11 protein-coding genes are annotated in these 12,988 nt (G+C 26.5%); all 11 read right to left on the reverse strand.

The genetic code is table 11. The features are described from left to right. Positions 1 to 174: 174 nt before the first annotated feature. Positions 175 to 2,751, reverse strand: coding sequence for a helix-turn-helix transcriptional regulator (locus BGI42_RS12470; RefSeq protein WP_069680609.1), 2,577 nt, complete (start codon positions 2,749 to 2,751; stop codon positions 175 to 177). 203 nt (positions 2,752 to 2,954) lie between these two features. Then, the gene (locus BGI42_RS12475) at positions 2,955 to 3,926 is read right to left on the reverse strand and encodes an ABC transporter permease (RefSeq protein ID WP_069680610.1); all 972 of its coding nucleotides are present in this window, start codon (positions 3,924 to 3,926) and stop codon (positions 2,955 to 2,957) included. After that, positions 3,920 to 4,660, reverse strand: coding sequence for an ABC transporter permease (locus BGI42_RS12480; protein ID WP_069680611.1), 741 nt, complete (start codon positions 4,658 to 4,660; stop codon positions 3,920 to 3,922). The genes BGI42_RS12475 and BGI42_RS12480 overlap by 7 nt, the downstream gene beginning before the upstream one ends. Before the next feature lie 11 nt (positions 4,661 to 4,671). Continuing rightward, the gene (locus BGI42_RS12485; RefSeq protein WP_069680612.1) at positions 4,672 to 5,610 is read right to left on the reverse strand and encodes an ABC transporter ATP-binding protein; all 939 of its coding nucleotides are present in this window, start codon (positions 5,608 to 5,610) and stop codon (positions 4,672 to 4,674) included. Positions 5,611 to 5,941: 331 nt separating this feature from the next. Next, a complete protein-coding gene (locus BGI42_RS12490) occupies positions 5,942 to 6,775 on the reverse strand; it encodes a prephenate dehydrogenase (RefSeq protein WP_069680613.1) in 834 nt (277 codons plus the stop codon). 17 nt (positions 6,776 to 6,792) lie between these two features. Continuing rightward, positions 6,793 to 7,806, reverse strand: coding sequence for a 3-deoxy-7-phosphoheptulonate synthase (aroF, locus tag BGI42_RS12495; RefSeq protein ID WP_069680614.1), 1,014 nt, complete (start codon positions 7,804 to 7,806; stop codon positions 6,793 to 6,795). Positions 7,807 to 7,980: 174 nt separating this feature from the next. Next, the gene (locus BGI42_RS12500; protein WP_069680615.1) at positions 7,981 to 8,478 is read right to left on the reverse strand and encodes a shikimate kinase; all 498 of its coding nucleotides are present in this window, start codon (positions 8,476 to 8,478) and stop codon (positions 7,981 to 7,983) included. Positions 8,479 to 8,490: 12 nt separating this feature from the next. Beyond that, positions 8,491 to 9,303: a shikimate dehydrogenase gene (aroE, locus tag BGI42_RS12505; RefSeq protein ID WP_069680616.1), complete on the reverse strand. Its 813-nt coding sequence runs from the start codon at positions 9,301 to 9,303 to the stop codon at positions 8,491 to 8,493. Positions 9,304 to 9,329: 26 nt separating this feature from the next. Beyond that, positions 9,330 to 10,472 carry a prephenate dehydratase gene (pheA, locus tag BGI42_RS12510; RefSeq protein WP_069680617.1) on the reverse strand — a complete coding sequence of 381 codons (1,143 nt, stop codon included), beginning with the start codon at positions 10,470 to 10,472 and terminating at the stop codon, positions 9,330 to 9,332. Positions 10,473 to 10,608: 136 nt separating this feature from the next. Continuing rightward, entirely contained in the window at positions 10,609 to 11,682 is a 1,074-nt protein-coding gene (gene aroC, locus BGI42_RS12515; protein ID WP_069680618.1) for a chorismate synthase, read from the reverse strand. Further along, on the reverse strand, positions 11,660 to 12,961 hold the full coding sequence (gene aroA, locus BGI42_RS12520) for a 3-phosphoshikimate 1-carboxyvinyltransferase (protein WP_069680619.1): 1,302 nt from the start codon (positions 12,959 to 12,961) through the stop codon (positions 11,660 to 11,662). Before aroA ends, aroC begins: the two co-directional genes overlap by 23 nt. Between the last annotated feature and the right edge of the window lie 27 nt (positions 12,962 to 12,988).

Consider the following 12,988-nt stretch of genomic DNA (forward strand, 5'->3'; position numbering starts at 1 on the left):
AAACAGTAAGTGTGATTATCAAAATGAAACTCCATTTCGCTGAGTAAGTTGGAAAAGCTAAATATGAAATTTAGATTCTCACTTAACTATTCTCAAAATCTAATTACAATGCCACCTTACATAAGGCATATATCAATATTTTACTAAAACACAGACTTTAAAAATTCTTTATCATCATCTTTTATTGTATATTTTATTAACAGCAGCCACTCTATTATTTACTCCAAGTTTCCCATAAATATTAATAATATGAGATTTTACAGTTGATAGTGAAATATAGAGATTTTCTGCAATCTGCTTATTGGTACTTCCTTTTGCTAATTCATTTAAAACTTCCTTTTCTCGTTCTGTTAAATCATATTGATTTTTTTTTATTTCTTTTATACCATTCTTACCATCTGAATTTAAAATACTTGAGATAAAGTCAATTTCTTCTGATGAAAGTTTATTTTTAAATTCTGCACCCATGTCTGCCATTACTTTCTTAGTTGTCTTCTTTTCAAACCAGAATGGAAGTGCAAGTCCATTTTCTGCTCCATAAGAAACTGCTTCTAAAAATAGATTTTGAATATCATTTTTGTTGCCTTCCATGTCCAATAACATACGAATTTTAAATAAATCACATTCTATAATCTTTAACTTATTCTGCATTTTTCTAGCTTTTTGAGTAATCTCATTAACAAGTTTCTTTGCTTTTTCTATATTGCCATTTTCATATTGAATTATAGAATATAGTAAATCACACTCCATTATCTTCAATGAATCATCAGCATCTTCATATTCCTTTAGAAATTGTTTTGCCAATTTTTTATTATTATCACGACAAATCGGATATCTTAAAAGCCTTGCAGAAAAATAAATATTCTTAAATATTTCCTTATTCATTATATCCGTCAATATCTTTTCTGTCATTTCATGATTTCCAACCAAATAATAATATTCTGCTAAAGTATATTGATAAGCAAAATCAACCGTTGATGAATCATTAATTAATAATTCTTTTACTTTTTCTAATGCCTCAAATGTCTTGCTAAGAGCAAGTTTTTTGGTATATGCTCCTGCAATTCCAATATAATAACAAGTTTCTACTAAGTTAAGCTTTGGAAGTATTAATTCCATTTCTTTATATAAACTAAAACATGTATCTAGGTCCCCTATATCCTCACAAATTTGTGCTTTTTCTGATAGTATAAAAAATCCTATATAAATATTTCCGGTTTGTTTATATACTTGATTTGCTGAATTTAAGTATTCTATTGATTCCTTATATTTTGAAGACGCAAATAAAAAATAAGCTTCCTTTATTAATAAAAATGCAGTAGTTACAGGATTAAGTGGTAATGAATCAATTTGATTTAATGAAAGAATCTTAACCTTATCTAATTCCAATCTATAATTTAAAAACATATCTGCATGTTTAAATGCCACAAATGTTTTATCATTTTTCATATATTTATTAATAAAATCATATATTTTTTTACATACTTCTGTATCAAAACTAGCATAGTAATAAAAAAAGTATTGATATGCAAAATCCTTATTTTTTATAATTTCCTTCATTGGTACTTTCATAATATAAGAAAATGTCAATGCTGTTTGTGGCATTTTAAGAATTAGTTCCATTATTTTTTCATATTCTTTAATAATAAATAGATGGTGTAAAGTTTCCTCATAATCTCCTAATCCATAATAAATATCTGCTGCAAGATTATGCAAGTATGCTTTCTTATCATTATCAAACTTATTGAAAATACCTTTTAAATATTCAGATAGAATAGAATGATATCTATAAACGCCTACATTATCATCAATATTTATAACCAAAAGATTCTTTTGCAAAATAGACTCAATCATACTCATAAAGTCAATTTTAGGTTGATAGTTATTACATATTTCTTTACTAAAGTATCTTAAAATTGATGTTTCTACTAGAAAATCTTGTTCTTCCTTAGTTAAAAATTCAAAAATCTCTTTTGTAATATAATCCTCAAGTAGACGATTAGAAAGTTTTATTGTTTTAATTGTTTCACTGTTTTTTTCTTTTGATGCTATTGCAAGTAATTGAAGTCCACCTATCCATCCTTCTGAAGCTTCTATCATATCATTAATCTTTTCTTCATTTTTATCAAGTTTCAATGTTTCCGTTAAAAATTTCAAACTCTCTTTTTGCGTTAGCCTAATTGCATCTTCTTCAATAATAATTACATTACCTTCTATAGCAAGTGTTCCAAGATATATATCTGGTATTTCTCTTGTAAGAAGTATTAAATGTATATTTTCCGACATATTTTCAATAAAATAATTAATCGTAGAAATAAGAAAAGAATCTGAAATCATCTGAAAATCATCAATTACTAAAAAAATATCTTCTTTTATAAATAATTTATTAATTAAAATAGATATAATTCTCCACAACTTATCTTTCTGCATATTACTATCAAAAAGAGTTTGAAAATCTGCTTTTGTATCTCCAAAATAATCCTTTAAAACTTCTATTGCATAATTCCAAAAAACAAAAGCTTGATCTGCATTTTCATCTAATGTAATCCATTTTACATTTTCCATCTTTGTTTCCTTGACAAAGCTTGAAAGTAAAGTAGTCTTACCGCATCCAGCACCTGCCTTTACAATAGTAACTTTATATTCTTTCATATTTTCTAATCTATGAAACAATTCTTTTCTTATAATATAATTTTTTCTTGGTTGTGGCATTTTTAGTTTTACAGATAAGATAGGTACTTCAAATTTCATAGATTAATCATCCCCTTACTTTATGCATATAAAAAAATAATACTTCAATACACTATTCTATTTTACTTTCAACTTGTTACTTTCATATCATGTATTGTAATTTTAACATAATTGTTCAAAATCATTCCATAAAATTCTATAAGTAAATGGAGATATAGGAACAAGCAACAAATGATACTACTTTTAGTACATATTAAAAATAATTATTCATGATATATATAATCTTTTCTAGTCTTAACAATAGCAAAAATAAATAATATTACTGAAAATCCAATAACATATATAAGCTGTAATTGAGTATTTTTAGAAACAACTCCTTTTTCAAGTGCATCTACAAAATTAATAAAATCTTTTTGTGGAATAATATTCAATAATTTATTAAATAAAATTTGTTTTCTTGCAAATGAATAGAAGCTACCTGCAAGTATAGAAGATAACACAATTATTGAAGTTCCAATCATATTAGCAGTATCTGCTACGCAAAACAATGAATTTAAAAATAATGCAAATGTTGTGGAGAGTATTCCTAATATTACTATTAATCCTGCATACTGAAGTAACGAAAAACCTATAGAAACTCCCACAATTTTAGCAACAACAATAATTATAAATGAAGGGGCAGATATCATTGAAATTATAAAAAATGAATGACCAAGTAAATATTTTACAAAATATATTGGAGACATAACTACCCTTTCTATCATATGTTTTTCTTTATCCTCTGCAAAGAATCTTGCATAAAGAACTCCCTGCATTAATAAAAACATCATCATATATCCTATAATATTTGTTCCGATTCTTCTTGATTTATCAATATTTGGAACAAAAGTATCAGGATGTTCTAGAGCATCATCAAGCATTGCTTTAAATTCATCACTTTTTATTGTATCAATGCTATATGAACCATCTTTTATTTTAACTACAGCATCATACCTATCTTGAACCAATTCTGATTTTGGTAATTCAGAGTCCAATTTTGTTATATTAAAATACTTACAATTCATAAATTCTATATTAGAATCTGTTGATACAACTGCAATATTTCCTTTTACTTCAATTTTATTAGTTAATATAATTGCTACTGTAACTGCACATATAGTAAGCATAATTGCAACAATTAAATAAGCTTTTTCTGCTAATATTCTTCTCCAGTTGTTATAAAATATTGCTAACATATACAATCCTCCTTTTTAAATGTTTTCTCAGAAACCACAAAAACTATTACAGTTGCAAATATTAAAACTAATGCTGTAATATAAAACATTGAAAAATTGTTATCATATATCATAGAAAATGTGGTTTTCATAACCCATTTTGCTGGAGAAAGATAACTAATACCGCGAACTATTTTTCCATACCCATCCATTGGAAATAAAAGTCCTCCAAATACAGCAAATAAATTAATTATCATACCTAATAGTTGATTTGCCATTGCTTCTGTCTTAAAGATGCAACAAAACATAACACCTAAAGCTACAGAAAAAAACTCTATTAAAACAAATAAAATCATGATTTCAAATGTTACAGTAATATGAATATGATACATTATACAAAGTACTATCATATCAAACAAATGACACAAACATGAAAACACAAAAGATGATATTATTTTCGAAATATAAATTGACTTAACACTTCCTGGTGCATAAACTATGCGCATATTTGGCTTTCTAATTTTCTCCTCCATAAATGCATTGGCTGAAGTCATTCCACTACTTAAAATAGAATAAATCATTAATGTAATTCCATAATAATCATAAGATGTCACATTGTTTCCATAACTTTCCTTTCCTAAAAAACCTAATATGGAAACAAATAAAATAGGAAATAGAGTTCCATAAAATATCCACATAGGATTTTTAATCAGATTCTTAAAATCTTCTTTGCTTATTAATAATAAATTTCTCATCTGTATCCCTCCTAATCTCTCAAACTTTTACCAGTTAAACGTAGAAATACATTTTCAAGACTTGCTGTTCTACAAAATAAATTTAGAATTTTAGCTTTACTTGATATGACTAATGAAATTATTTTTTCCAAATTTTCAACATTTTTTAATGTAGTAATTGTTAATTGATCTGCCTGCTTTTCTACTTTTTTAATTCCTTCAATATGATAAAAATCATCTATATTAAGATTTCTATCATCCTCTAATTCTAAAATAAATTGTCTATCATCAAAAATTTCTTCTTTAAGACTCTCCTTTGTGCCTTCTGCAATAATGCTTCCACTATCCATAATCAATATACGTGTTGAAATCTCCTCAACTTCCTCCATATAATGAGTAGTATAAATAATAGTTATGCCCTGTTTACTTAGCTTTTTAATAGAATTTAAAATATGATTTCTGGATTGAGGATCAATCCCAACTGTAGGTTCATCCATAATCACAAGTTCTGGTTCATGAGCTATTGCACAAGCTATATTTAATCTCCTCTTCATCCCTCCAGAAAAAGTCTTTGATTTATCTTTCCTTCTTTCTAAAAGCCCTACAAAATTAAGTGCTTTGGTTACCTTATCTTCTAATTCTTTTCCCCTTAATCCATATAATGAAGCAAAAAATTTCACATTCTGCTCTGCACTTAACTCCTCATAAATTGCTAACTCTTGAGGAACAACACCTAAATGTTTTTTAAATTTATTTAAGCATTCTTTAACATTTATACCTTTATATTTAATCTCACCAGCATCATACCCTAAAATTCCACAAAGAATATTAATAGTTGTACTTTTACCTGCACCATTTGGTCCTAAAAAGCATAATATCTCTCCTTCATTTACTTTAAAAGATATTTCTTGTACTACATGTTTTTCACCGTAACTTTTATCTAAATTATCTACATTTAATATTGAATTCATATTTTTTCATCCTTTCTAATATATCTAGTTTACAAACAAGTACACTAGATTTGCATTATGATTTAGGCACATAAAAAAATAATATACAAGCATGCTAATTTGTTATTTTTTAATATACTTCATGTACATAATTATATAGAAATGCAAAAAAAATAAATCAACCAAAAGGTTGATTTATAGGATTGATATTATATTCTATTTTTTATTAAGGTTGATTTACTTTTTAGTTATTTTAATAGCATAAAATAGTCCGTGCTACCTGAGTTCAATTACTAAACCCACCTTTACACATACTGCATATATAAACATATTACTTAAACAGATCCTTTAATTATAATTTTTCACGTCTTTTAGTTGATTTTATAAATAATTCTTTTAAATATTCTTTATTATCATCTTTAATTGCATTCTTTATTTTATCTAATTCATTTTCAAAAGATTCTATGGATTTAAGTAAATTTTCTTTATTACCTAGAAAAAGTTCACTCCATAAGTCTTCATTTATATTAGCTATTCTTGTTAAATCTCTATAGCTATCACCAATAAAATTCCCAGTATCTCTACCCTCTATATCGCTATTAATAAGTGCTACTGCTAGTGCATGAGGTAATTGACTTGTAAAACCTATCATTTCATCATGAAATTCTGGATTTATTCTTTTCACTCTTTTAAATCCTATTTCATATGCTAACTCTTCTATTAGTTTTAAATTTTCCTCTTTATTCTTTGAAGTAGGAGTTATTATATAATTTGCACCTTTAAAAACATCACTACTTGCAAAATCTATTCCTTTTTTCTCTCTGCCAGCCATGGGATGTCCAAATACAAAATCTACATTTGAAGGTAAAATGTCAACTATATCATTAATAAATAACTTCTTTATTCCAGTTGCATCAGTTATTACTGCTCCATCTTTAAGATTATCTATATTATTTCTAATAAAATTTTTAACAAGCTTAGGATATATTGATATTATAATCAAATCAGCTTCTTTCAAAACTTCATTTCCATCAGTATATCCTCTTCTTATTAAACTTAACTTTTCAGCTTTCAATAATGTCTCTTGATTATTATCTATTCCATAAACCTCTTTATATCCTGCATCTTTTAATGCCATTGCAAAGGATCCACCAATTACACCAAGACCTACTATTACTACTTTCATATATAGCCCTCCAAGAATTAAATTTCTTTTCCTTCTATTTTTGCTATTGCTTTAACTTTCTTCATAACTCCATCAAATTGATCTGGAGTAAGTGATTGTTGTCCATCACTTAAAGCATTTTCTGGATCATTATGAACTTCTATCATTAAACCATCAGCACCTGCAATTACTGCTGCCTTTGCCATTGGTTCAACTAAATATGCATATCCTCCTGCATGACTTGGATCTATAATTATAGGTAAATGGGATAGTCTTTTTATAACAGGTATTGCTTGCAAATCTAAAGTATTTCTAGTTATTGTCTCAAATGTTCTAATACCTCTCTCACATAGTATTATATTGTCATTACCACCTGCCATTATATACTCTGCTGACATTAACCATTCTTCGATTGTTGCTGATAAACCTCTTTTTAATAAAATAGGCTTTTTAGTTTTACCAATTTGTTTTAATAAATCAAAATTCTGCATATTCCTAGCTCCAATTTGAATTACATCTACTTCGTCTACAAATGTATCAATGTAATCAGTTGACATAATCTCAGTTACTATTGGAAGTCCTGTTTCTTGCTTAGCTGTTTTTAATAATTTTAATCCTTCAAGCTCTAGTCCTTGGAAACTATAAGGTGATGTTCTTGGCTTGAATGCACCACCTCTTAAAAAGTTAGCGCCTGATGCTTTAACTCTTTTAGCTACTTCTACTATTTGTTCTTCTGATTCAACAGAACAAGGTCCAGCCATTATTCCAAGTTTTCCCCCCCCAACTATTGAACCATTTATATCTATTATTGTATCATTTGGTTTGAAAATTCTATTTGCTTTTTTAAAAGGTTCTTGCACCTTCATTACTCTGTCTACACCCTTAAGTACTTGCAATTTTTTAGGATCAATTACAGCTGTATCTCCCACAATACCTATAATGTAATAAGTACTTCCTTGAGAAATATGTGTTTCTAATCCCTTACTTTCAACAAAAGACTTAACCTTTCCTATTTCTTCTTCACTTGCTTTTGGTTTCATAATAATAATCATTTAAAATCCTCCTGTACTTCAAAAATTTTTTTAATTCTACTATTCTACTATTCTTCATAAGGCACATTCAAATAAATAACTAGTTAGTATGCTAGTTTATTTTCATATACCTAAAATAACTTTATATTTAATCCTTTGATCTATCATAGATATATCAAATTTTCAGAATACATTTTAATTATCATAAATTATTTTTTTAATCTCTGTTACTACTTTATCTATAGTTTTATCATTAATAACTATTTCATGCGATGCTTTCTTATAAAGATGATATCTTTCATTATATAACTTAATAACTCTCTTTTTTCCATCTTTTAAAAGAGGCCTTTTTGAGACATCTATATCAGAAATAATTCTTTCAACTGGTCTATCAATAAAAATTACTAAGCCATTTTCTTTTAAAATATTTATATTAATATCTTTTTTTACTACTCCACCACCAGTTGATATTACCACATTATCATACTTTATTATTTCCTTACAAGCCTCAGTTTCTATATCTCTAAAATAGTTTTCACCTTTTTCAAAAAGCTCTGAAACTGTTTTTGATGTTTTTTCTTCAATATATATGTCCATATCTATAAATTTTAATGATAATTCTTTAGCTAGAATTTCTCCAATGGTAGACTTTCCACATCCAGGCATTCCAATTAAAAATATTATATTTTTCATAATATATTTTCCTTATTTAAATTCTTTATTTATATATGAATATAATTCTTCTTGTATATCAATATTTATAGACATATCATGCCAAATCTCTGACGACTTAATCCCTTGTCCTATAAGCATATCTAAGCCACCACAAACTTTTTTATTTAGTTTTTTTCCACATTGAAGAAATTTAGTTTCTCTTGGATTATATATTAAATCTATTAACACATCAAAATTATTAATAATATTTTCATTAACAGGACTATTATTTAAATTAGGATACATTCCTATTGGAGTTGCATTTATTAATATATCACCTTTTACATCATTTATATCTTCATAAGTTTCATATTCTATTCTTTCATCTTCACTTATTGATCTTGATTTTTTAGTTCTAGAAATTAAATATATCTTTTTAATTCCTTTATCTAATAATAATGTAACTACTGCTTTAGATGCTCCTCCTGTTCCTAATATCATAGCTACCTTTCCATTAACTTCAATATTATTTTTTACTAATATAGTATTAAATCCATAATAATCACTGTTAAAACCATATAATTTATTGTTACTTAAGAGTATTGTATTGACTGCTTTTATCTTTTTAGCTTCTAATGATATTTCATCTAAATACTTCATTATATCTTCTTTATATGGAATTGTTACATTGCAGCCCTTTATTTTTAATACTCTTAATGAATCTGCAAATTTACTTAAATCTTCTCTTTCAACTTCAAATATCTTATATGCTCCTTCAATATTTAAAAGTGAAAAAATTTTATTATGAATCATTGGGGATATTGAATGTGATAATTTTTCACCTAGTAATCCATAAAAATTCAATATACCTGCCCCCTTTCATTATTCTTCTAACATCTATTTTTTTCATATGCTCCTAATAACTTAAAATAAGCACTACTTTGTTCAATTAAGTTTAAAGCTTTCTTAACCTTTTCCCATAATAAATTACCTTCAAAATCAACATATAAAAAATACTTCCAAGGACCATTTTTCATAGGTCTTGATTCTATTTTAATCATATTTATATTATTTTCTGCAAAATGTCTTAACAATTTATATAGTGTACCAGCTTTATCCTCAAGTGAAAATACAACACTTATTTTATTAGAATTTTTGTTATCTTCTAATTCTTTAGATATTATTACAAATCTCGTAAAATTTTCAGATTGATTATTAATATTTTCTTTAATAATATCTAAATCATACATATTAGCAACCCTCTTACTTCCTATAGCAGCTTTAGATTTATGGTTTAAATCTTTAATTAGTTTTACACTATCAGCTGTACTATGAAAAGGAATTAACTTCCATTTATTATATTTCTTTAAAAAGTCTGAAGTTTGCTGAAAACCTTGAGTGTGAGAATACAACTCTTTAATTTCATTTAAATTACTTCCTTTTATTCCAATTAAATTTTGATTTATTTTTATGCAAATTTCTCCATTTATAAAAAATCCATACTTATATAATAAATCATATACACTAGAAATTGCTCCAGTTGATGAATTTTCTATTGGAAGTATTCCATAATTAATATCATTATTTTTAATTGCTAAAAATACATCTTCAAATTCCTCATAAGATTTTGAGTTTACGTCTTCTCCAAAATATTTAATCATAGCTTCTTCTGTAAAAGATCCCTGAACACCATAAAAACCAACTTTTTTATCTTCTAAATAATTTGATTCTATTTGGTTAATTTTCTCTTCTGATAATTCATCTTCATTCATCTTTCTACTTTGTAATTGTCTTGAAACTTCCATTAGTTTTTCAAAAAACTTTTCTGTTTCTTTAGTATAATCTTTATTTTTAAGATATCCTAAATTCTTTTTAATAACTTCATCTTCTCTATTCTTATTAAATATAGGTAAGTTATTTTTCTTTTTATATTCCCCAACTTTAAGGACTACATTCATTCGTTCTTCAAATAATGCTGTTATCTTTTGATCTATTTCATCTATACTCTTTCTATAATCATCTAAATTCTCCATATCTCACTCTCCCTTATTACTCAATTGACAATAAACTATTTTAATATAAACCTCTAGTAAATTTATATATTTTTAACTCCATTGGAGTTTTCTCTTTCATTGTTAATTATCCATTCTCAATTTCATTTCATCATTATTAAAGTATTAAATCAACTAATCCAATAGCTGCAACACTTTCAATTACTGGTACCGCCCTTTGGATTATGCATGGATCATGTCTTCCTTTAACTGTAATAATACCATTCTTTTTTTCACTAATATTTATACTTCTCTGCTCTTTAGATATTGATGGTGTTGGCTTTATAACTGTTTTAAATAATATTGGCATACCATTAGATATTCCTCCTAATATTCCACCATTATTGTTACTATAGGTTTTCACTTCATCTCCATCATAATAATATTCATCATTACATTCTGAACCTCTAAGTTTGCTCATTTCAAATCCTTTTCCGAATTCAACACCTTTTACTGCTGGAACAGAAAATAATAAATGTGCTAATGTAGATTCTATAGAATCAAAAAATGGATTTCCAATTCCTGCTTTTACACCAATAATTCCACATTCTATAATTCCACCTATAGAATCACCATCTTTTTTAGCTTCAAGTATTTCATTTCTCATCTTTTCTTCATTTTCTTTTATTAAAACTGGTAACTCTTCACTATTCAAATTTTCTATAAGTTCTTTAGTTAAATTTATTCCACTAAAATCCTTATCTTCAACATTTCCTATTCTTTTAATATGAGCACCTATATATATTTTTTCTTTTTCTAATATTTGTTTACATATAGCACCAGCAAAAACTAACGGTGCTGTTATTCTTCCTGAAAAATGTCCTCCACCTCTATAGTCATTATGACCATGATATTTTATTTTACCACTATAATCTGCATGTCCTGGTCTAATTAAGTCTTTTAATTCTCTATAATCCTTTGAATGCATATCATTGTTTCTAATCATTGCACATAATGGAGTTCCTGTAGTTTTTCCTTCAAAAAGTCCACTAAGAATTTCAGGCATATCCCCTTCTTTTCTAGCTGTAGAAAGCTTACTTTTTCCAGGTGCTCTCCTAGACATTTCTCTTAAAATATTATCAACATTAATTTCTAATCCACCTGGTAATCCATCTATAGTTATACCTATTGCATTTCCATGTGATTCACCAAATATAGAAATTTTTAATTTATTTCCCCAAATTCCACTCATCAAAATTTCCTCCTAATGATTTAAAATCTTCAAAAAATTGTGGATAAGATTTTGAAACACACTCATAATCTTCTATAATTATGGGCTCTTCACAAACTGTAGAAGCTATAGAAAGCATCATTGCAATTCTATGATCTTTATGACTCCAAACTTTTACTCCACCTTTTAAGCTTTTAACTCCATCAATTATTAAACTGTCTTCTTTTTCAATTATTTTTGCTCCTAATTTACTTAGCTCCATTGTAATTGCTTTTAATCTATCACATTCTTTTATTCTTAATCTTCCTACATTTACTATCTCTGTTTTTCCTGCACACAAACTAGCTGCTAACGAAACAACTGGAATTACATCTGGACATTGGGAACCATCAATAATAGTTGATTTTAAATTTTCTTTTGGTATTACTTTAACACCATTATCAACAATTTTTATCTTTACATTCATTTTTTCTAATATATCTATAATTTCTTTATCTCCTTGTAAAGATTTTAAATTCAAATCAGTTATTAAAACATCACTTCCCAATGTATCTGCCACTAAAAAAAATGCTGCTTGAGAATAATCTCCTTCTATCCTATAATCCACACTCTCATATGTTTGATTTCCTCTAATTATAAATTCTTTATAATCATTATTTATTATTTCAATTCCAAAATCACGCATAGCACTTAATGTTAAATCAATATAACCTTTGGATTCTAGTTCTGTGGTTATTATTATTTTTGAATCTCCATCTAAAAGAGGTAGAGCAAATAATAATCCACTAATAAATTGAGAACTTATATCTCCCCTTAATTTAAATTCTCCATTTTTCAACAAACCTTCTGTTTTCAAATCAAGTTTCCCTTTTTTATATGAATACTTAATTTTTTGATTATCAAATATATCGTAATATGTATCCAAAGGTCTTTTTCCTAAATTTCCTCTTCCAATAAATCTATTTTTTCCTTCAAAAACACAAGAAATTGGAACTAAAAATCTTAATGTAGAACCTGATTCATTACAATCTATTGTTCTATTTAAATCTATATTCTTTTTACATTGTTTTGAGTTTATTCCTACTATATAAAGATAATCATCTTCTTTAGTTATTATAGCTCCTAATGAACGCATAGCATTAATAGTTGCTATTATATCATCTGAATAACTAATGTTTCTTATTTTACTTATTCCATTTCCTAATGCTGCGCAAATAACCCCTCTATGTGCCATGCTTTTAGATGGTGGAATTTTAACTACTCCTTTTAATTTCCTCGGATAAATTTTAAAATTTCCCATTTTCATCCCCCTTTAGTTGTTTTATGC

The organism is Clostridium taeniosporum, from assembly GCF_001735765.2.
Taxonomy (GTDB): domain Bacteria; phylum Bacillota; class Clostridia; order Clostridiales; family Clostridiaceae; genus Clostridium; species Clostridium taeniosporum.

Coding starts and splice junctions, on each gene's coding strand:
- BGI42_RS12485 (WP_069680612.1), bottom strand. CDS start 5,610: ATGAATTCAATATTAAATGTAGATAATTTAGATAAAAGTTACGGTGAA.
- pheA (WP_069680617.1), bottom strand. CDS start 10,472: ATGGAGAATTTAGATGATTATAGAAAGAGTATAGATGAAATAGATCAA.
- BGI42_RS12475 (WP_069680610.1), bottom strand. CDS start 3,926: ATGTTAGCAATATTTTATAACAACTGGAGAAGAATATTAGCAGAAAAA.
- BGI42_RS12490 (WP_069680613.1), bottom strand. CDS start 6,775: ATGAAAGTAGTAATAGTAGGTCTTGGTGTAATTGGTGGATCCTTTGCA.
- aroF (WP_069680614.1), bottom strand. CDS start 7,806: ATGATTATTATTATGAAACCAAAAGCAAGTGAAGAAGAAATAGGAAAG.
- BGI42_RS12500 (WP_069680615.1), bottom strand. CDS start 8,478: ATGAAAAATATAATATTTTTAATTGGAATGCCTGGATGTGGAAAGTCT.
- BGI42_RS12480 (WP_069680611.1), bottom strand. CDS start 4,660: ATGAGAAATTTATTATTAATAAGCAAAGAAGATTTTAAGAATCTGATT.
- BGI42_RS12470 (WP_069680609.1), bottom strand. CDS start 2,751: ATGAAATTTGAAGTACCTATCTTATCTGTAAAACTAAAAATGCCACAA.
- aroC (WP_069680618.1), bottom strand. CDS start 11,682: ATGAGTGGAATTTGGGGAAATAAATTAAAAATTTCTATATTTGGTGAA.
- aroA (WP_069680619.1), bottom strand. CDS start 12,961: ATGGGAAATTTTAAAATTTATCCGAGGAAATTAAAAGGAGTAGTTAAA.